Below are 19370 nucleotides of genomic sequence, written 5' to 3' on the forward strand. Positions count from 1 at the left end.
AAACTATTCTTGGATATACTTATATTCAACCCGAGGGGTTATGTTGCATAGAAGCTCGTAAGGAATAGTCGTTGCAAACTGCGCAATTTGCTCAACTGGCAAATTTGGTCCCCATAACTCTACTTCATCACCTAGCGCTACTGAGTCGTCATCGCCAAGTTCTACGGTGATCATATCCATCGACACACGACCAACAATCGCAAAGCGTTTACCTTGAATCATCACTGGCGTGCCATTTGGCGCATGTCTTGGGTAACCGTCGCCATAACCCATTGCTACCACACCAATTCGAGTATCGCTCGCTGCACGCCAGGCACTGCCATAACCAACCGTTTCACCCGCTTTTACATCACGAATAGCAATAATACTACTGGTTAATCGCATTACTGCGATTAATTGATGATCTCGCCCTGTTGAATCGATCATTGGTGATACACCATAAAGCATTAAGCCAGGTCTAACCCACTCACAATGACTATTTGGCCAACCAACAATACCTGCTGAATTTGCCAAGCACAATTCGTTATTTTTGCCTTTAATACTATCGAAAAAGAGCGCCATTTGCTCAGTCGTTTTACCGTCGTCAAGATCGTCTGCGCAGGCAAAATGGGTCATTAACTTAATATTTTCAGCCACACTATTGCAGCGCTCTAAACGCATGTACATATCATTACACTGGCTTGGCTCAATTCCTAAACGGTGCATGCCGGTATCAAGTTTTAACCATGCGGTTATTGGGCTTGCAAGCTTTGCGTTTTCAAGCATAACCAGCTGTGCTTCATCATGCACCACAACATTAAAGTTACTGGTTGCTGCAATCGCTAAATCTTCCGCGCGAAAAACCCCTTCTAGCAACACGATTGGTTTAATTACACCACCTGCACGCAACGCCAAAGCTTCGTCGATTCTGGCAACCGCAAAAGCGTCTGCGTCAACTAGGCTTTGCGCAATAGTCACTAAACCATGACCATAAGCATTGGCTTTTAACACAGCCATAATGCGCGCGCCCGGCGCAAGCTCTTTTACTCGCGCTAGATTATGATTTAACGCTGTTAAATTGATTTCGGCGCAAGCGAGTCGCATTAATACTCATCATCCACTGCAGGTCCCGCGTAGTTATCAAATCGCGAGAATTGACCTTGGAAGGTTAAGCGTACTTTACCAATAGGACCATTACGCTGCTTTCCAATGATAATTTCAGCGACGCCCTTATCAGTTGAATCTTCGTTATAAACTTCATCACGATAAATAAACATGATTAAGTCGGCATCCTGCTCGATTGACCCCGATTCACGTAAGTCGGAGTTGATTGGACGTTTATCAGCACGTTGCTCTAGTGTACGGTTCAACTGAGACAGCGCAATAACCGGACATTCAAGCTCTTTTGCTAAGGCTTTGAGTGAGCGTGAAATTTCGGCGATTTCTAATGTTCGGTTGTCTTGTAAACTTGGCACTCGCATGAGCTGAAGGTAATCCACCATAATCATACTAATACCGCCATGATCACGAGCGATACGACGCGCACGTGAACGCAATTCGGTAGGTGTTAGGCCTGATGAGTCATCGACAAACATTTTGCCTTTTTCAATTAACAATCCCATGGTGGACGATAAACGCGCCCAATCATCATCATCTAGCTGACCGGTACGCACTTTGGTTTGGTTAATACGGCCAAGGGATGCCAGCATCCTCATCATGATCTGCTCTGACGGCATCTCTAGCGAGAAAATAAGCGTTGGCTTGTCTTGCGTCATAGCAGCATGTTCTGCAAGGTTCATGGCAAAGGTGGTTTTACCCATTGAAGGACGGGCGGCAACAATAATTAAGTCTGACGGTTGCATACCTGCCGTCATTTTGTCTAAATCGCTGTAGCCAGTACTTACACCCGTAACACCGTCTTGTGGCGATTGATATAACTCTTCAATTTTGTCGATGGTTTTTTCCAGAATATTATGAATATTCTGCGGACCATCTGAGCTTTTTGTACGTTGCTCAGCAATTTTAAATACTTTGGTTTCAGCTAAATCGAGTAAGTCGTGGCTATCTCGCCCTTCAGGGTTATAACCTGCATCAGCAATTTCATTGGCCACATGGATCATTTCACGAACGACTGCACGCTCGCGTACAATTTCAGCGTAAGCATTAATGTTCGCAGCACTTGGCGTGTTTTTAGCAATTTCGCCTAGATAAGCAAATCCACCAATAGAATCCAGCTCGTTGGTTTTTTCTAATGTTTCAGAAATAGTGATTAAATCAATGGGGTGACCGCTTTCAACTAGCTTTTCCATCGCTTCAAAAATAAGCTTGTGCGTGCGGGTATAAAAATCTTGCGCTACAACACGCTCGGCAACACGGTCCCATGCTTCATTATCAAGCATTAGGCCGCCCAACACAGACTGTTCAGCTTCAATTGAATGCGGAGGGACTTTTAAGGTATCTAATTGTTTATCTGCTTTTGCCATGACTGGATTTAACTCGAAGAGAATCTAGCTATTCTAACCAGAACCAATAAAAAAACCCAGCATTGAGCTGGGCTTTATTAAATATGCGCGATGATTAATTGTATTTTAACTCAATACGGCCATTTACTGTGTCGATTTCGATTTCAACATCACCGTCTTTCAGTTGAAATTCTAGCGAACTTGATGGGCCGTATTTTGCTTTTTTAGGTTTATCTTTTGATAGACCATTTCTAATTTTACCGCCAGCGTGAGCAGCTATTTCAACATCTGCTGATAAGTCATGCGGTAATTTGAACAGAATATCACCGTTAACCGTTTCAGCTTGAATATTGGCGCCACGGCTAAGTGCTTGCATTGTCACTTCAACTTCACCGCCTACTGTCGTAATTTCAAAGTCTTTAATCGTGTGTGCGTTGATTTCTACATCACCATTAACGCTTTCAATACGAATGTCTTTACTCTTGGTATCACTTGTTAAATCACCATTAACTGCTTCAACACGCATACTGCCTTGCGAATTGGTATCACGAATATCACCATTAACCGTTTCAATACGAATTTGACCATTCAGATTGTGCGATTTAATGTCGCCATTTACGGTATCAAGATTGATACGCCCCGTAACATCTTGAATATCAATATCACCATTTACCGTATCCAGTACAATGCCTGCGCTAAGCTCTGCGATATCCATGTCGGCGTTTACACTTTCGATATTGATTAAATGTGTTTTTGGTACAAAGATGGTGAGTTTAGAACCTTTACCGTCTTTACGACTGTAATGATTTGGCATTTCCACAATAAACTCGGTACGTCCGCCTTTTTTGTTACGGAAGATATAACCATCAGCCCGGTCATCAAGGGTACCCGAAACTTGCATTTGCTGCTTATCCCAGCCTTTTAGGATAATTTCGCCTTGATCATTTTCAATATATATTTTGTTATTGCTTGGTACATCGATGGTTTTATCGATAAGCTCGCCGGCCATCAATGAAAACGATAATAAACTACTACAAACAAAAGCTAATAATTTCATAACACTTCCCCTTAAATTCGTTGCCAGCTAGGCTCATGAACCTTGTTAATTAAATCGAGTTGTTGCTGGTAAACTTGCGACAGCATTCTTAGTAATGTGGCGTTTTCTGGCTCATTTTCTAACGCTAACTTAATCGCTTTTTCTGCTTCTTCTAACTCTGCTAATTGCGCTTGCCAATTATCAGCAAGGGCTTTTTGATCGCTGTACTTTACAAGCAAGGCTTGCTTTTCATGTTTAAAGGTTTGCGTCATCGCTTTTAAGCCCGCCTCATATTGGCTGCTTTGTTGGTTAAAGAACACTTGATAACTCAATAAACCTAAACACATACACGCAGCTAACGCGGTAACTTGCTGCCAAACATGAGACTTTTTATTCGTCTGTGTTGGCTGATTAGCAATCGCGTTTTCCACGCCTTGCCATAAATCTTTTTTAGGGCTAACCTCAGTTGGCAATTGAGCAACTGCTTCATCTAGCATTTTGTCTAAATTAGTCTGTTTCATTACTCATCCACTCTTTTAATAAACTACGTGCTCTGTGGTACTGCGCTTTAGAAGAGCCCACAGCCATATTTAGCTGTTCTGCAATTTCTTCGTGGCGATACCCTTCTACCGCGAACAATACAAATACAAGTCGCGCTTTTTCTGGTAGTCGCACTATGTATTTATCTAATCCGTTTAAACCGTGGCACATATCCACTTCTTGTTCTGGCATACCCGCCTGTTCAAAACTGACAACTTTTTGCAACCAATTGGTTTGCCGACGCAAATAACTAATAGTGATATTTGCCGCTACACTGTGTAACCAGGTAGTAAATTTTGCTTTGCCATCAAAACTCGATAGCTTTTGCCATAGTTGAACAAACACTTCTTGAAGTGCTTCCTCAGCAAGGCTTTCATTTGCGGTTAAACGTAAAGTAAGTGCAAAAACGCGTTTATAGTGACGGTTATACAAGTCATGGAATGCTTGCCTATCGCCCATATTCACTTTTTCGATTAACTGCAGATCAAAGTTTGCTTCTTGTTCTTTTACAAAACGCTGCTCTGCATCAATTAACACATTTACTTCCCTAGTGTTGTTTTCTTGTTGATTACTTTATTAGACGTAAGAAGGGTTTGGAAAGGTTTAAATGAAAATAAATTTTTTTGAGAAAAATAAAACGCCCTTTAAAAAAGAGCGTTTTAATAGATAGTTATCTAAGATTATAAGTAGCGCCAGCCTTTGAAGACTAGTCTGGACGTACCACCACCGTCACCATCACCGACAGAATACTCACCTAAAGCAACGTCGTAATGAATCGAGCCTGCGCCACATGCTGTAATAGTATTTGCCCTTATAGCCCCTTTAAATACTGTTGATGAGCCGATAAACACATCTGAATAAGGAGAGTAAATAACACCATACATATCCCCCGTTCCAGACATTTCCACTCCCCAAGGACCTCTTGGCCTTTGGCAGTTTAATGAATTACTGGCTTTGTCATTATAGGCCGAATAAATTGTAAAGCTTGGTGTTTTTGAAGCTTGTCTGAAGCCTTCACTGCTATCGGACGCAAAAGGTTTTTTAAATACTGCTTTGCCAAGAATATAAACAACGACTGAAACCCCCTCCTGAATTTCAATCTGTGAACCACCGTTCGCGGAGTAATTCCAATCACCTTTAACGAATACGTGAATTGTCTCATTATCTAAGTTATTGTCTGATTTCTTAAAAACAAGTCGACCGCCATTAATCTCTACGTTGTTAAAGAAAAAGATGCTTTGAGTGGTACCAAAAACATGCTTAGACACAGGTGAATAACTACTACTGCCGCCACGAATATAACTTCCACTTTGAGATGACAGCTCAAAACGACTATCCCACCTTGATAGATCTAAATCATCAAAACTGCCCATACCATTTAAAATATGGGAGAACTCAGACGTAATCTGTAAAAAATCACACGACTTCTTTGGATTCTTTAAATCTTCGGGTTTGATGTTGTTAGGATCTACCGCTTCAACCTCAGCAACCGACACTGTCTGTTTAAACTTTGCATGCGACAATAATGTTCCATCGTTATCTCTCGGTGTATCAGACTCATCATTAGTGCTCAAATTTGCACCACTATACTTTAATGCAAACTCTTCATTATTCAGATTACTTATAAAGGTAGTTGATGCAGTTCCATAACTCAGATTACCTTCCGCACGCACCACGCCACCTACACCACCGACAAAATCAACGGACCCTTTCGTTAAAATATCTTCGGTAACACGAGTTCCTTCAATTGTACCTACAGGCATTTCAACACCTGAGCCTCCAGATATCGTTATGTCACTGTTTGCGTGTAGTGTTCCTGCAACACTGGTTCCGCCTGTAACCGATATAGTGCCCGTTGTTGTTACATCGCCCCAAACTAAAGCGCCACCGTCGATTAGCACATCAGAGTTTTTGTTCAACGTTGAAATATTCGCTTTATTTGAATAATCAAGTGTTGGATCTCGTGAGTCATAACTGTTTACACTGCCGCCCGCTTTAACACCAACACCACTACAACCAACTAAAAACTGTTCAAACGGAAAACTCTTATCGATTGATTGAATATAATCAAATAAAGCGACTGTATTATTCAAGCCTTCGTAGCGACTACCCAAACTTCTAATTTCAATTAAGCCATCGCTGTTTTGTGAAACTTTCGCGTTGAAAGCCATGTCATCTATACTTGCACTACCAGATACATTTCCACTACCTTCTTCACCAACCCTGATAATATCGTCTTTGGAGATATTCGGGTTATTGTTAATTTTATCTTGTAGTAATTTATGGGTTTCAAAAATCCCCTTTTCAGATACTAAACGAGCATTCATTTTCTTTTGATAATTGCCAGTTAATCTTTCTTGGATAACATTATCTCGTAATGAATTTAATACGATGATGCTTGTCATGGTAGTTAAAATCATGACTGAGATTAAGGTAAAACCTTTTTGATTATTCATTAGTTCAATGCCTCTTCCAGTATCTTGCCACTCAGCGCAATATCTATTCGAAATCCATTTGCGAGCATATCCACATTTAAATTTTCTGGTGTAACAGTAACCTCTACCAAATTTCCATTTATGCGATAACTAATATCTTGCAAACCCGTTAGTAAGACTTCTTCATCTCCCGCGTTGACTCTACAGCGCAGCTGATTGTCAACTAAGGTAAATGTTTCACTAAACGGCACAGCTGGTTTGCTGCTATTGCAAGCGGTTGAGCCTAAGGTTTCTTGTTGAACCACAATGGTATTTGCATTAGGGGTATTTGGCGTTGTTTTTGTTTGCTTTAAGCTTCTAGTAAATACTTCTGAGCTATACCTTAAAACCTCTTGTGCATTTTCAAGCTCTTTCGACGTATCTACAGATTGACTTAATGCTGAATACGCAAATGCGATACCTGACATTAAAAACGCACTAATTGCGAGCGATATCATTAACTCAACAAGCGTAAAACCACGTTGTAATCTCATTAGCAACCTCCTGAAATATCAGGGAAGCTTGCCTCTATCTCAACACGGTTTGCCAAGTTATCGGTTAAACGATCATCATTCCACTGCACACCAACGCGAAAATTATCGCTATTAAAGTTATTAGTATAATCAATAGTAAACTTATTAAACTGAGTTTCCGGGGTCACATCAGCAAAGCCGACAGTACCTTTTTGCAAATCACATAAATTAACCCACGTTTGCTCTACCGCGTTATTTGCTTGCAACAGCGATAACGTATAATCAAATGAATTAGAAGCATATTTTAATGACTGTAGTTGCCCGGCTGCCATACCTAATATGGCAAAACTCGATACCACTAATGCAATAATAACTTCTATCAACGAAAATCCCTGCTGATTAAATCGTTTATTGTTGTCTTTCCCTTTCATTAACAACTTCCTTTTTCAATTTTGCTCTGACCACTCAAATAAACGCGAAAACAACGATCCGTAGTTTGGCTATCACCGTCTGCTATTTCTATATTGGTTACTGGTGACTCTCCGGTTGGAGTAATTGTTTGAGTATCCATTCCAACAATACGTACGCCACTTTGATCATTGTTAAAAGTAGCAAAAACAACATTGTCGATACTTGCTAACCACTGCGAACCATTCGCTGTTAGTGTTACCGTTTTCTCTTGTTTTACAGCTTCGCTTCGTGCCACTTTAAAAGTGCTCATCACCTCATTTGCAGTTGTTACAATACGGTCTTGCTTTATAAACTTTGAAAAGCTTGGTGTTGCGGTAGCCGCTAAAATAGCGACTATGGAGAGAACAGTCATAAGCTCAATTAAGGTAAAGCCTAGTTTTGAGCGCATGCTTAACTCCAACAGGTGTTTATAGCTGCGTTGGTGACTCCGCGATGATTAATTGACAGAGAGCCACACTTATCACCTCGTTGCGCTCCTTTTGGAGTGGCTGTTAAATTATATTGGGTATTGCCATTAGGTGAATATGAGTAGGTATAATAATCTGATGCTTCAAAGGTAATTTCATTGGCGTTAGGGTAACGCCCTAAGCGTGTATAATTACGCTCAAGTACCCCAGCTTGCTGCATTAAATACTGTTGTGCGTCAGCCCTTCTGCCATCTTTTACATAATGCCCATAAGATGGCAATGCAACCGCAACCAACACACCAATTATTGTAACTGTAATCATCAGTTCTACTAACGTAAAACCATTCCCTTTAAGTAAGTGCCTTTTTCTCACTTTGTATCCCCCTAAAATACACGTCAAAATATGACAACGCTGTCATTATCGCGCAATATTCATGCAAATCAATACCTTTCAGTTATATGTTAATTTCTTTTTGTAAATGTAAATGAACACTTAGGCGTGATAAAGGAGTCAGCAAGGAGGGAATTACAGGCATAAAAAAAACCGAGCAAATGCTCGGTTTTTTTACTAATCAAGAAACTTGATTAAGCTTCAGCGATAACAATTACTTTAATAGTAGTTGTTACTTCTGAGTGAAGCTGGATAGCTACATCGAATTCACCTGTTTCACGGATAGTACCGTTAGGTAGACGAACTTCTGATTTAGCAACTTCTAGGCCTACAGCTGTGATAGCATCAGCAATATCGCGAGTACCGATAGAACCGAATAGCTTACCTTCGTCACCAGCTTTAGATACAAGAGTAACTTCAGCTAACGCTTCAAGTTTCTCTGCACGAGCTTGTGATGCTGCTAGTTCTTCAGCTACTTTAGCTTCTAACTCAGCACGACGTGCTTCGAAAGATTCAATGTTAGCTTTAGTTGCTGGAACTGCTTTGCCTTTAGGGAAAAGGAAGTTACGTGCGTAACCTGCTTTTACAGAAACTTGGTCGCCAAGCGCACCAAGGTTACCGATTTTATCTAGTAGAATAACTTGCATGTCTCTACACCTTTTAAAAACTAGTTAAACCGCTGCTTACTTATGTAAGTCAGTGTATGGAAGAAGGGCTAAGTAGCGTGCGCGCTTGATAGCTGCAGCTAGTTGACGCTGATATTTAGCGCTAGTACCTGTGATACGGCTAGGTACGATTTTGCCACTTTCTGTGATGTAGTTTTTAAGAGTAGCTAGATCTTTATAATCGATTTGTTGTACGCCTTCCGCTTTGAAGCGGCAGAACTTACGACGTCTGAAGTAACGTGCCATGAGATAAATCTCCAATAGTAATTCTTTCAATATGATGAGCATGTAACACTAACTGACTCACGCCATTTCGGCCTTCGTGACGGTTAATAAAACCGCGTACAGTAAGTTGCGTGCCCATATCAATATCTTGAGTTTGTTGTTTTAAGCCTTCGCCACTGGCAACCACTTGAATGCGAACATAACTACTACGATTAAGTCCTGCTTCCATTTGCGTTGATTTGTGTTCTAACACAAAAATGCAGTGTGGTATTCCGGCTGGGCTTTGACTGAATTTAGGTTTTTTACAAACCGTGCCAGACAAAACGAACTGGTTATCAGTCATACAAGTCTCAAAAACGATTAAGCTTCTGCAGCTTCTTTCTTCTCTTCTTTAGCAAGAGGAGAAGCTTCAGTTACAGCATTTTTAGTACGCATAACTAGGTTACGTAGTACTGCATCGTTGTAGCGGAAAGAAGTTTCAAGCTCGTTGATTACTTCAGTTGGTGCTTCAACGTTCATTAGAACATAGTGTGCTTTGTGAAGCTTTTCGATTGGGTAAGCCAGTTGACGACGACCCCAGTCTTCTAAACGGTGAATTTGACCACCAGCTTCAGTGATAGAACCAGTATAACGCTCGATCATACCAGGAACTTGCTCACTTTGGTCTGGGTGAACCATGAATACGATTTCGTAATGACGCATGGGTATTCCTTACGGTTAATTTAGCCTCGTACCGTTTCGACCGGTCGGTTTAAGGCAAGGAAAACAAAGTTTAATTGGTCGAAAGAGCGCACATTTTACGCACATTGATTGCAGAGTGCAAATAGATTTTTTAAGAGAATTTCAGGGTTCAGGGTTCAGGGTTCAGGGTTCAGGGTTCAGGGTTCAGGGTTCAGGGTTCAGGGTTCAGGGTTCAGGGTTCAGGGTTCAGGGTTCAGGGTTCAGGGTTCAGGGTTCAGCAAAGCTTCTGAAACCTTCCCCCCTATAACAACAGACTTATTAAGCGCCTGGTTCCATAATTGAAGTAGTGCCTTTTTTCGCAAGCTCAGCAAGATCTTTATCAATCCAGAATAATGCTTTACCGTCTTCGCCTACTAATTCAATTTTGTCTAAAATACCTTTAAACAGCTTTTCTTCTTCATGTTGTTCAGCAACATACCACTGTAAAAAGTTAAATGTTGAATAGTCATGGGTGGTAAACGCAACGTGCGTTAATTCATTAATTGCTTTGGTGATTTGACACTCGTGCTCCAGTGTTTCGCGAAACACATCACCTAACGACGCAAACTCATGTGGTGGCGCAGCAATCGAACCTAAAATTGGCATCGCGCCAGTTTCACTCACATAAGTGAACAAGCGATTCATATGATCCATTTCTTCTAACGCATGCTTACGCAGTAATTCTGCCGCGCCTTCAAACCCTTTATCTTCACACCATGCACTCATTTGTAAATAAAGGTTTGATGAATAAAACTCTAAATTGATTTGCTCGTTTAATTTTTCAACCATTGTAGGTGCTAACATAACTGACTCCACGACGAAATAGATTAACTGATACCAATTCATTTAATTGCTAAGAACTAACAGATTGAATAAATACTAACTGCCCTAAGCTTATCGATGTTAAATAACACCATAAGAGCAATATCGCTTTGTTAGTATTTCATTTATGCTGCGCTGTATTTAAATACACACGTAACAGAATTGGTTTAAAAGTCCGCATTGTAAGCGTTAAGCAGCCAAATGCAAGGCATTTAACTGCTTAATTTAATTAAAGAAAAACGTGAATAAAAGGGTAATAAAAACAAGTCTTATTTGTTTCAAAGATTCGTTAGAACAGCCTCTGCATTCGAAATTTCAAATGCTTTAGGCTCTTCTAGCCACAATTGAGTAACAGTTTGATTTTCAACAAGCATGGCGTAACGCTGTGAACGATAACCACCAAATACACCAGTCTCTTTACCTAGCCCTAAGGCTTTAGTAAATGCGCCATCACCATCTGCCAACATATCAATATTCGCTGCGTTCTGTGCATCGCCCCACGCCTTCATCACAAACGCATCATTAACTGAGATACAAATAATGCGGTCAATTCCTTTCTCTTTAAATGCATCAAAATTCTCAACAAAACCCGGTAAATGCCTTGCTGAACAGGTTGGAGTAAATGCACCCGGTACTGCAAACATCACTACTTTTTGATTTGCGAATAAATCAGCAGTCGATGGCGTAGTCATACCATTTTCAGTTAATAGGTTAAATGTATGGTTTGGCAGTGTTTGGTTCGTTTCAATCATATTTGTGTCTTCCAATTGTTGGCGAATACCCACTATTGTAGACCTAAAGAATGACGAATTTGAACCATCTTCTGCTCTAAATCACTTTGTATTACTTGTACTTGCGCATTTGATTGCTGCACACGCGTTTTAAGCTGTGCCATCGCGCGCGAAAACTCATTCAAATAATTACTTTGCTCAAGGGCAAAACTACTTGCTTGATTTGCCACTTCAGAGGCGGATAGCGCATTATCCGCAACACTACTTGCGGTTTCTTTTAGTTGTGTTGCCGACTCTGTTTGCTGGCTTGCGTTTTCTGCTAGTTCGCCCATTTGTTGCGAAACCTGCTGTGAACTTAACGTTAAGCCATCTAACTGTTGTTTTATGCTTTGCAATGAGCTTTGTGTTTGCTTCGCGAGTTGCCTTACTTCATCGGCGACCACGGCAAATCCTCGTCCATGTTCGCCTGCGCGCGCCGACTCAATCGCGGCATTAAGCGCAAGTAAATTGGTTTGCTCAGCGATGGAGTTGATAACTTCGAGAACAGACGCCACATCGCTTACGCCTTTTAGTAACTGGTCCATCGAATCCATACCCGATTGCACTTGTTGTTGGGTCTTGTTACTCGCCACCAGCATCGACTCAGATTGACTTACACTGGTTTCCATTGCACTGAATGTCAGTTCCGCATTATTTTTTACCGTGCCATTAATCTCGTTTACTTGTTCACCAATTTCTGTCACTTGACTCAACAGAGTTTCACTTTGCACAACTTCATCTATCGATTGCTCTGACGCCGTTAGCATTACTTTAAGTTGCTCACTCATATTTGCTAAAAAGTCGCTCACTAGTTGCAAAGTTTCAGCGCGTTCTTGTGCTTCTAATTTTTGTTTTTCAATCAACTGATTAAAGTACTGTGCAATTTCACCCATTTCGGTTTTTTGGTTATCTGTATGAATATGCTCTAAATTATCGTTTTCAATTAACTTTGAAAATGCGTCTCTGAGCGCCCTTACAGGTGTAAGCACTTGCTTTCTTTGTGTAAAATAGACCATAGCAGCAATTACAAATAACCCAACAACCGCCACTAACAAGATATAAAACACACGCTCTTCGACTAATGTCTGCTCATCACGCAATTGTTTTTCAGCGGTTAGAATGCTATCAGTTAACGTACTAATTTCTTCTCGAAGTGATGAAATTCCCAACTCACGTTGTTCATTTAAACGCTTGGTATTTGCCAACTCTTTTGGCAAACGATTGGGTAAACTAACCAATTCAGCTTGGATCTCTTCACCAAGGTCTTCCGGCTCATCGCCCGTTAGCATTAATTCATCTTCATCAACATTAGGATCAAAAACACCTAATAGAGGAAGGTTTTCAATCTCTTGTGCAATTCGTGTCAGTTCATCGAGTACCAAATTGGTACTTTCTAAATTGTTTTCTTTCAATGCGATAACCAGTTGCACGACATTCGTTTGGTAGGCATTTGCCAATACATAAAAACGAGTCTTATCATTTGAGCTTTGCGCTTTTTGCGCGTACTGACTTAAAGCGCTGGCATAATCCGCCATTTCATTGAGCGCATGATCAATCAATGCATTTTTATTACCGCTTAACTTGCCCAGTGCCAAGTATTTTCCGTCAATGCCACTTTGCAGCTGTGTTAATTGCAATTGCAAAGAGGAGGAAATAGAGGCCGGTAAAATCCTTAATTTTTGTTCAACCGATTCAATATGTGACTTTGCCAAGGTGAGGTACTGATTATCACCATAAGTTAAATAATCTTGCAGGCTATTCGCTAAGTCGACTATAACCTTATTTTTAAGCTGATTGTACGAAACGGTTTGTTGATTAAGGGTGTTTATTGTTTGGCTTGCCCACAAAAGTACAGCAGCAAGCGCAATACTGATGGCACTTAAAACGACTAAAAGTAATCGGGTAAAACTTGAAACGCGCATAGGGCACTCTAAATCTATTAACTTGCTCTACGAGTATATGACTTTATTATGACATTTTTGTTTCAGTCATCGCTGCTTTGACATAAACGTCAAAGCGATTTTTCTTAGTTTTGATTTGCATCGACGGCGTTTTTTCAGCTAAAAAGGGCGCGTAATCAGGGCGTTTTACCACAACGCGTTTCGATGCTAACTGGTACGCAGGCGCTAACAATTCATCAGCATCTAAATCAGAACCAACTAATGATTGAAACACCCGCATTTCTTTTTTCACCGCGGCTGATTTTTCACGGTGTGGAAACATGGGATCAAGGTACACTACGTCAATTTCGCTATGAGTATCTGGCAACAACTGGTGACTCGAACCGAATGCCATTTTCATACGCTCGCTCATCCAACGGCCAATTTCGGCATCAAGATACGCGCGCTCTAAGCCATCAAATAGAAGTGCAGCAACAACTGGGTGACGCTCATGTAACGTCACTGTACAGCCAAGCGATGCCAAAACAAAACCATCACGCCCCAGTCCGGCTGTGCCATCAAGTACATGCGGTGTGATGCCTTTGCCCTTGTTTAAACCAATTGCTTTAGCGATAGCCTGCCCTTTACCACCACCAAATTTACGTCTGTGTGCAGCGGCACCTGTTACAAAATCAACACGAATCGCCCCCAATTTTGGCTCATCATTTTTGCTTAATGCCAATCCATCGTGATCATAATGTAGGGAAAATAACGGATTGCTCGATAACCATTCAGATAACGCAAAGCGCTTATCAAGCTGTTCAAGGTAGTCTTTTTGTTCAGGAATGCTGTTAGCAATTAACACAGAAAATCCATTGCTAAATATTGAGATGACAACATTATAGTGATTAGCAAAGTATTTTTATACGCGAATAATGCAAACTTGTTAAAATAGCTCAATATCGTCCTGCGACGTAATTTCGTTAATTTCTTCTCTTTGTTGTTCTTGCTCGAGCCTTTCAAGTATTTTTTCACGCTCTTTCATAATGTGATCAAGGTATGTCATCACTTCATTAAATGAACTTTGAATTTCATCTCCAACGGTTAAATGGTGGCGTAAATTCTCTACAGTCTCTTCCACCGAACCTAAAATGTATTCTTCTTGATCTGACTCTAACGCCAACCGCGGTACAGTATCACAAAAGCGCTGGTATAGGGTTTCGATTAACTGCACCGATACTTTACTATTGTAATACAAGCTTTGTAGCTGCGCGCGTAATGTGCTATCGACCAATTCAAACGTTTTGGTGATTTGTTGCGCTTGTTCCGATAACTGATTATGCAATTCGAGTGTACCAAGTTTGGCGTTTGTTGCTTCCAAAATATGTGGAAACAAATCTTTATAACGACCATACAGTGGCGCGTCATCTACAGGCATGTTTTTTACTAATAAAGAGACATTCGGGTAGTTAATAATTGTGCGCGAACCAAAGTCGATAAACCGCTCACCTTCTTTTGCGTTTAGCATCAGCTCCTTTTCAAGAGGGCATACTGCACTATTGTTGGAGAAAAACTCATTACCACTTTCAAACCAAAACGCTGTGACAACATTTAAATTAAGCGGTGAAAAAAATTCAAATAAACACTCAGAAAGGCGCGTAAGAGACTTAACACCATAAGTTTGACTTACATACCGCATAGCGCGCCCCATATCGCTGTAATCAGTCATTGCGATTGCAGCGGTATTTTGCGCTTGTTCTATATCTTGCTTTAATGATTGTGATTGCTTTTTATATTGGTGAAGTACTTTAATGCGCGCTAATAATTCTTCAGTTTCAAATGGTTTAACGATGTAATCATCTGCACCAGAATTATAGCCTTTGATGCGCTCTTCAAGAGAGCTCCGCGACGATAAGAACATGATTGGAATATCTTGCGTATCACGTTGTTGTTTTAACTTGCTACATACTTCAAACCCATTAATGCCTGGCATTTCAACATCGAGCAAAATGATATCGGGATGAGTATCCCTTGCCATTTTAATGCCCTCTTCACCATTATATGCATGACTTACTTGGTTATTATCGGTGAGCGTTTTTTCGATTATTTGGTGGATTAGCTTGTCATCATCAATAGCAAGTACACTGGTTAACATGCCTAAACCTATATTATTTATTAGCTAAAATTAAGCATAGACTTAACCAAATGAAATGCATAAAAAAAGCCGCTAAATTTTAGCGGCTTTTTAGGGTCTGTTGACCTTTGCTGTTCTATTTTTGTTCTGTTTGAGCGTGCTTTTATCGCGGCGCTCGATGTGTGGCCTAGTAATCTAAGCGAATATCGAGCAACAATGAGAAAAGTGCGCTCAAAAGAACCGTTCGGCAGCGCTTGATTGGGTTTTCTACTGTGTTATCGGCTGACTCACATAAAATAACTATGCCACGCAGCCTCTGCCTTGTATAAAACCCAATCAAACTGCTGCAAAAACGAACTTGAAAGGTCAACAGACCCTAGATTTATTGAATACCGCTATGGCGCAGCAAGGCATCCACATTTGCCTCTCGCCCTCTAAATGCAACAAATAGTTCCATAGGCTCTTTTGAACCTCCCATTTCTAATACATTATTTAAGAATGATTGGCCTGTTGTTGCATTAAAAATGCCTTCTTCTTCAAAACGAGAGAACGCATCAGCTGAAAGTACTTCTGCCCATTTATATGAATAATATCCTGCCGAGTAACCACCAGCAAAAATATGACTAAAGCCATGTTGAAAACGATTAAACTCCGGCGCTTTAACAACTGATACTTGGTCACGCACTTTATTTAAAATCGTTTGGATTTCATCGCCATTTGCTGGGTTGTAATCTGCATGAATATGAAAATCAAATAATGAGAACTCTAATTGACGAATCATCATCATTGCTGATTGATAGTTTTTAGCCGCTAGCAATTTATCGAGCAAATCCTTCGGCAGTGGTTCACCAGTTTCATAGTGACCTGAAATAAATGCAAGTGCATCTTCTTCATAACACCAGTTTTCTAAAAATTGACTTGGTAATTCAACCGCATCCCACGCCACACCATTTATGCCCGAAACAGCACCCACATCAACTTGCGTTAGCATATGATGAATACCATGACCAAATTCATGGAATAAAGTGGTTACTTCGTAGTGTGTAAATAACGCTGGTTTGTCACCAACCGGTTTATTGAAGTTACATACCAAATAAGCCACAGGCAATTGTACGTCACCATTAGCACGCACTTTACGGCCTATACAGTCGTCCATCCACGCGCCACCGCGCTTATGGTCGCGCGCATATAAGTCTAAATAGAATGAACCGCGTTTCGCGCCGCTGCTATCAAAAATTTCAAAAAAGCGAACATCTTTATGCCAAGTATCAACACCTTGCACTTCTTTAACCTTAATACCAAATAAACGGTTTACGGTTTCAAACAAACCACTTAGCACTTTGTTTTCAGGGAAGTATGGGCGCAAAATTTCATCTGAAATGGCGTATTTTTCCTGCTTAAGCTTTTCACTGTAATAGGTGTAATCCCAGGCTTCTAACTTGCTAATACCGTGTTTTTCGTTTGCGTAGGCCGTCAGTTCAGCAAGCTCAGTTTGTGCTTGTGGTTTTGATTTTGCTGCAAGATCATTTAAAAAGTCGAACACTTGCTGTGGCGATTCTGCCATTTTAGTTGCCAGTGATTTATCAGCAAAGTTTTCAAAATCGAGTAATTGCGCCAGCTCATGACGCAGTGCAAGTTCTTCAGCCATAATAGCGCTGTTATCAAACTCACCGGCATTAGGCCCTTGATCAGATGCTCTGGTGCTAAATGCAATATAAGTTTCTTTACGTAATTCACGGTTATCCGCATGGGTCATAACAGGTAAATACGATGGGAAGTCGAGGTTAAATAACCAGCCTTCTAGCTCTTTACTTTCAGCTGTGTGTTTTGCCAAGGCTATCGCTGATTCTGGTAAACCCGCTAAATCCGCTTCATCTGTAATGTGTTTTTGCCAAGCAAGTGTGGCATCCATCACATTATTGCCAAACTTAGCTGCAAGCTCAGAAAGACGCGCAACAATTTCACCGTAACGTTTCTGCTTTTCTTCAGGCAATGCAATGCCCGAAAGTTTAAAATCACGCAAGCTATTATTAATCGCTTTTTGCTGTGCCTCAGAAAGGTTTGCAAACTCATCGCTTTCAGCAATCGCTTTCGTTGCTAAGAATAACCCTTGATGTTGACCAACAAAGGTAGAATATTCCGAGATAAGCGGTAAACACTCATCATAGGCTGCGCGCAGCTCTTCGCTGTTTACTACTGAGTGCATATGCGACACTGGAGACCAAAGACGCGTTAATTTATCGTCGACTTCATCCAGTGGCACAATAAAGTTATCCCAAGTATACGACTCTTGCGCTAATACTTGCTCAATCGTTTGCTTACAATCCGCAATACCCTGTTTTAATGCAGGCACAATGTGCTCAGGTTTAATCTGTGAAAATGGTGGTAACCCTTCAAGGCCAATTAATGGATTAGTCATAAAACGCTTCTTATTAATTTGTCATTGTTAATTTAGATTGGGGCAATCGATAAAAATTGCAAGTTAGGCTATTGTGTTATCGGTTAGAATACCTATATCTGATAAAATAAAGATTTAAAAAATTAAGGAACTTCAAATGGCAAAGCATTTTGATTATATCGCTATCGGCGGTGGCAGTGGTGGTATTGCATCAGCAAACCGAGCAGCAATGCGCGGTGCAAACGTCGCCCTAGTAGAAGCAGGCCCGCTAGGTGGTACATGTGTAAATGTTGGCTGTGTTCCTAAAAAAGTAATGTGGCATGGCGCGCAAGTTGCTGAGGCAATCAAACTTTATGCACCTGACTATGGCTTTGATGTAGAAATTAAAGAATTTAACTGGTCTAAATTACTTGAAAGCCGCGAGGCTTACATTGGCCGAATTCACAACGGCTATGATAATTACCTAGCAAAAAATGGCGTTACCGTAATTCAAGGTTTCGCTAAATTTGTAGATAACAAAACCATTGAAGTAAATGGTGAGCACTACACTGCCGACCATATTCTAGTTGCTGTTGGGGGACGTCCGAGCATTCCAAATATTCCTGGTGCTGAATACGGTATCGACTCAAATGGCTTTTTTGAATTAAAAGAGCAGCCTAAACGTGTAGCAGTAGTAGGTGCAGGTTATATTGCAGTTGAACTTGCAGGCGTAATGCACGGTTTAGGCACTGAAACGCATTTATGCGTTCGCCGAGATACACCGCTTCGTACATTCGATCCACTCATTGTTGATACTTTAATGGAAGTGATTGAGTCAGAAGGTCCAACACTTCACACTAACGCTACACCAAAAGAAGTTACTAAAGAATCAGATGGTTCTTTAACACTGCATTTTGAAAATGGTAACAGCGTTAATGTTGACCAAGTTATTTGGGCGATTGGTCGTCAGCCAACTACCGATAAAATCAATATTGCAGCAGCTGGTGTTGAATTAACTGAATCAGGCCACGTAAAAGTGGATGAGTTTCAAAATACCACAGCTGAAGGCGTTTACGCCGTAGGCGATATAATTGAAAACGGTATTGAGCTTACCCCTGTGGCTGTTAAAGCTGGCCGTTTATTGTCTGAGCGCTTATTTAACCCTGAAATGCCAAACGCCAAAATGGACTATAACTTAGTACCAACAGTAGTATTTAGTCACCCACCAATTGGCACTATTGGTTTAACTGAAACAGAGGCCCTTGAACAATTTGGTGATGATGATATTAAAGTATACACATCAAGCTTTACCGCAATGTACACCGCAGTAACTCAGCACCGCCAACCATGTAAAATGAAACTAGTGTGCCAAGGCCCTAACGAGAAAATCGTTGGCTTGCACGGCATTGGTTTTGCTGTTGATGAAATGATCCAAGGTTTTGGTGTTGCCATGAAGATGGGTGCAACCAAAGCAGATTTTGATTCGGTTGTGGCGATACACCCAACCGGTTCAGAAGAATTTGTGACAATGCGTTAGGAACTGA

21 protein-coding genes are annotated in these 19370 nt (G+C 40.8%); 1 reads left to right on the plus strand and 20 read right to left on the minus strand.

Going from position 1 to position 19370, the window contains the following annotated elements:
• Positions 1-3: 3 nt before the first annotated feature.
• From alr to prlC, 20 genes are all read right to left on the minus strand, one after another.
• The gene (gene alr / locus ACXAFE_RS11605; RefSeq protein WP_475152666.1) at positions 4-1083 is read right to left on the minus strand and encodes an alanine racemase; all 1080 of its coding nucleotides are present in this window, start codon (positions 1081-1083) and stop codon (positions 4-6) included.
• Positions 1083-2462 carry a replicative DNA helicase gene (dnaB, locus tag ACXAFE_RS11610; RefSeq protein WP_054979537.1) on the minus strand — a complete coding sequence of 460 codons (1380 nt, stop codon included), beginning with the start codon at positions 2460-2462 and terminating at the stop codon, positions 1083-1085. The genes alr and dnaB overlap by 1 nt, the downstream gene beginning before the upstream one ends.
• Positions 2463-2556: 94 nt before the next feature.
• Positions 2557-3498: a DUF4097 family beta strand repeat-containing protein gene (locus ACXAFE_RS11615; RefSeq protein WP_475152675.1), complete on the minus strand. Its 942-nt coding sequence runs from the start codon at positions 3496-3498 to the stop codon at positions 2557-2559.
• An 11-nt stretch (positions 3499-3509) separates the two neighbouring features.
• A complete protein-coding gene (locus ACXAFE_RS11620; protein WP_475152680.1) occupies positions 3510-3998 on the minus strand; it encodes a hypothetical protein in 489 nt (162 codons plus the stop codon).
• Entirely contained in the window at positions 3985-4554 is a 570-nt protein-coding gene (locus ACXAFE_RS11625) for an RNA polymerase sigma factor (protein WP_010561946.1), read from the minus strand. The genes ACXAFE_RS11620 and ACXAFE_RS11625 overlap by 14 nt, the downstream gene beginning before the upstream one ends.
• 143 nt (positions 4555-4697) lie before the next feature.
• Positions 4698-6473 (minus strand): pilus assembly PilX N-terminal domain-containing protein, encoded by a 1776-nt coding sequence (locus ACXAFE_RS11630; RefSeq protein WP_475152686.1) that lies wholly within the window; start codon positions 6471-6473, stop codon positions 4698-4700.
• On the minus strand, positions 6473-6985 hold the full coding sequence (locus tag ACXAFE_RS11635) for a PilW family protein (RefSeq protein WP_475152689.1): 513 nt from the start codon (positions 6983-6985) through the stop codon (positions 6473-6475). The genes ACXAFE_RS11630 and ACXAFE_RS11635 overlap by 1 nt, the downstream gene beginning before the upstream one ends.
• Positions 6985-7395, minus strand: coding sequence for a type IV pilus modification PilV family protein (locus tag ACXAFE_RS11640; protein WP_475152693.1), 411 nt, complete (start codon positions 7393-7395; stop codon positions 6985-6987). Before ACXAFE_RS11640 ends, ACXAFE_RS11635 begins: the two co-directional genes overlap by 1 nt.
• Positions 7395-7823, minus strand: coding sequence for a GspH/FimT family pseudopilin (locus tag ACXAFE_RS11645; protein ID WP_475152695.1), 429 nt, complete (start codon positions 7821-7823; stop codon positions 7395-7397). The genes ACXAFE_RS11640 and ACXAFE_RS11645 overlap by 1 nt, the downstream gene beginning before the upstream one ends.
• Before the next feature lie 2 nt (positions 7824-7825).
• Positions 7826-8164, minus strand: a complete 339-nt coding sequence (locus ACXAFE_RS11650; protein ID WP_475152699.1) for a type IV pilin protein — start codon at positions 8162-8164, stop codon at positions 7826-7828.
• 263 nt (positions 8165-8427) lie between these two features.
• Positions 8428-8880 (minus strand): 50S ribosomal protein L9, encoded by a 453-nt coding sequence (gene rplI / locus ACXAFE_RS11655; RefSeq protein ID WP_010561952.1) that lies wholly within the window; start codon positions 8878-8880, stop codon positions 8428-8430.
• Between the two features lie 36 nt (positions 8881-8916).
• Entirely contained in the window at positions 8917-9144 is a 228-nt protein-coding gene (rpsR, locus tag ACXAFE_RS11660) for a 30S ribosomal protein S18 (protein ID WP_010561953.1), read from the minus strand.
• Positions 9119-9466, minus strand: a complete 348-nt coding sequence (gene priB, locus ACXAFE_RS11665; RefSeq protein WP_038637364.1) for a primosomal replication protein N — start codon at positions 9464-9466, stop codon at positions 9119-9121. The genes rpsR and priB overlap by 26 nt, the downstream gene beginning before the upstream one ends.
• A gap of 17 nt (positions 9467-9483) precedes the next feature.
• Entirely contained in the window at positions 9484-9825 is a 342-nt protein-coding gene (gene rpsF / locus ACXAFE_RS11670) for a 30S ribosomal protein S6 (RefSeq protein WP_010561955.1), read from the minus strand.
• 297 nt (positions 9826-10122) lie between these two features.
• Positions 10123-10647 (minus strand): non-heme ferritin, encoded by a 525-nt coding sequence (gene ftnA / locus ACXAFE_RS11675; protein WP_054979528.1) that lies wholly within the window; start codon positions 10645-10647, stop codon positions 10123-10125.
• A 296-nt stretch (positions 10648-10943) separates the two neighbouring features.
• Entirely contained in the window at positions 10944-11417 is a 474-nt protein-coding gene (locus tag ACXAFE_RS11680; protein ID WP_475152712.1) for a redoxin family protein, read from the minus strand.
• Between the two features lie 32 nt (positions 11418-11449).
• Positions 11450-13357, minus strand: coding sequence for a methyl-accepting chemotaxis protein (locus ACXAFE_RS11685; protein ID WP_475152715.1), 1908 nt, complete (start codon positions 13355-13357; stop codon positions 11450-11452).
• A 46-nt stretch (positions 13358-13403) separates the two neighbouring features.
• Positions 13404-14180, minus strand: coding sequence for a class I SAM-dependent methyltransferase (locus tag ACXAFE_RS11690; RefSeq protein WP_475152718.1), 777 nt, complete (start codon positions 14178-14180; stop codon positions 13404-13406).
• Between the two features lie 81 nt (positions 14181-14261).
• Positions 14262-15470, minus strand: a complete 1209-nt coding sequence (locus tag ACXAFE_RS11695; RefSeq protein ID WP_475152720.1) for a response regulator — start codon at positions 15468-15470, stop codon at positions 14262-14264.
• 361 nt (positions 15471-15831) lie between these two features.
• Positions 15832-17868 (minus strand): oligopeptidase A, encoded by a 2037-nt coding sequence (gene prlC, locus ACXAFE_RS11700; protein WP_475152723.1) that lies wholly within the window; start codon positions 17866-17868, stop codon positions 15832-15834.
• Between the two features lie 136 nt (positions 17869-18004).
• Between prlC and gorA the strand changes: the two genes are divergently transcribed.
• Positions 18005-19363 (plus strand): glutathione-disulfide reductase, encoded by a 1359-nt coding sequence (gene gorA, locus ACXAFE_RS11705; protein WP_475152726.1) that lies wholly within the window; start codon positions 18005-18007, stop codon positions 19361-19363.
• Positions 19364-19370: the final 7 nt, after the last annotated feature.

The organism is Pseudoalteromonas sp. ABV4_021, from assembly GCF_056159365.1.

Excerpts from the sequence above, each read along its gene's own strand:
- alr (WP_475152666.1), bottom strand. The coding sequence starts at position 1,083 with ATGCGACTCGCTTGCGCCGAAATCAATTTAACAGCGTTAAATCATAAT.
- dnaB (WP_054979537.1), bottom strand. The coding sequence starts at position 2,462 with ATGGCAAAAGCAGATAAACAATTAGATACCTTAAAAGTCCCTCCGCAT.
- ACXAFE_RS11615 (WP_475152675.1), bottom strand. The coding sequence starts at position 3,498 with ATGAAATTATTAGCTTTTGTTTGTAGTAGTTTATTATCGTTTTCATTG.
- ACXAFE_RS11620 (WP_475152680.1), bottom strand. The coding sequence starts at position 3,998 with ATGAAACAGACTAATTTAGACAAAATGCTAGATGAAGCAGTTGCTCAA.
- ACXAFE_RS11630 (WP_475152686.1), bottom strand. The coding sequence starts at position 6,473 with ATGAATAATCAAAAAGGTTTTACCTTAATCTCAGTCATGATTTTAACT.
- ACXAFE_RS11635 (WP_475152689.1), bottom strand. The coding sequence starts at position 6,985 with ATGAGATTACAACGTGGTTTTACGCTTGTTGAGTTAATGATATCGCTC.
- ACXAFE_RS11640 (WP_475152693.1), bottom strand. The coding sequence starts at position 7,395 with ATGAAAGGGAAAGACAACAATAAACGATTTAATCAGCAGGGATTTTCG.
- ACXAFE_RS11645 (WP_475152695.1), bottom strand. The coding sequence starts at position 7,823 with ATGCGCTCAAAACTAGGCTTTACCTTAATTGAGCTTATGACTGTTCTC.
- ACXAFE_RS11650 (WP_475152699.1), bottom strand. The coding sequence starts at position 8,164 with ATGATTACAGTTACAATAATTGGTGTGTTGGTTGCGGTTGCATTGCCA.
- rplI (WP_010561952.1), bottom strand. The coding sequence starts at position 8,880 with ATGCAAGTTATTCTACTAGATAAAATCGGTAACCTTGGTGCGCTTGGC.
- rpsR (WP_010561953.1), bottom strand. The coding sequence starts at position 9,144 with ATGGCACGTTACTTCAGACGTCGTAAGTTCTGCCGCTTCAAAGCGGAA.
- priB (WP_038637364.1), bottom strand. The coding sequence starts at position 9,466 with ATGACTGATAACCAGTTCGTTTTGTCTGGCACGGTTTGTAAAAAACCT.
- rpsF (WP_010561955.1), bottom strand. The coding sequence starts at position 9,825 with ATGCGTCATTACGAAATCGTATTCATGGTTCACCCAGACCAAAGTGAG.
- ftnA (WP_054979528.1), bottom strand. The coding sequence starts at position 10,647 with ATGTTAGCACCTACAATGGTTGAAAAATTAAACGAGCAAATCAATTTA.
- ACXAFE_RS11680 (WP_475152712.1), bottom strand. The coding sequence starts at position 11,417 with ATGATTGAAACGAACCAAACACTGCCAAACCATACATTTAACCTATTA.
- ACXAFE_RS11685 (WP_475152715.1), bottom strand. The coding sequence starts at position 13,357 with ATGCGCGTTTCAAGTTTTACCCGATTACTTTTAGTCGTTTTAAGTGCC.
- ACXAFE_RS11695 (WP_475152720.1), bottom strand. The coding sequence starts at position 15,470 with ATGTTAACCAGTGTACTTGCTATTGATGATGACAAGCTAATCCACCAA.
- prlC (WP_475152723.1), bottom strand. The coding sequence starts at position 17,868 with ATGACTAATCCATTAATTGGCCTTGAAGGGTTACCACCATTTTCACAG.
- gorA (WP_475152726.1), top strand. The coding sequence starts at position 18,005 with ATGGCAAAGCATTTTGATTATATCGCTATCGGCGGTGGCAGTGGTGGT.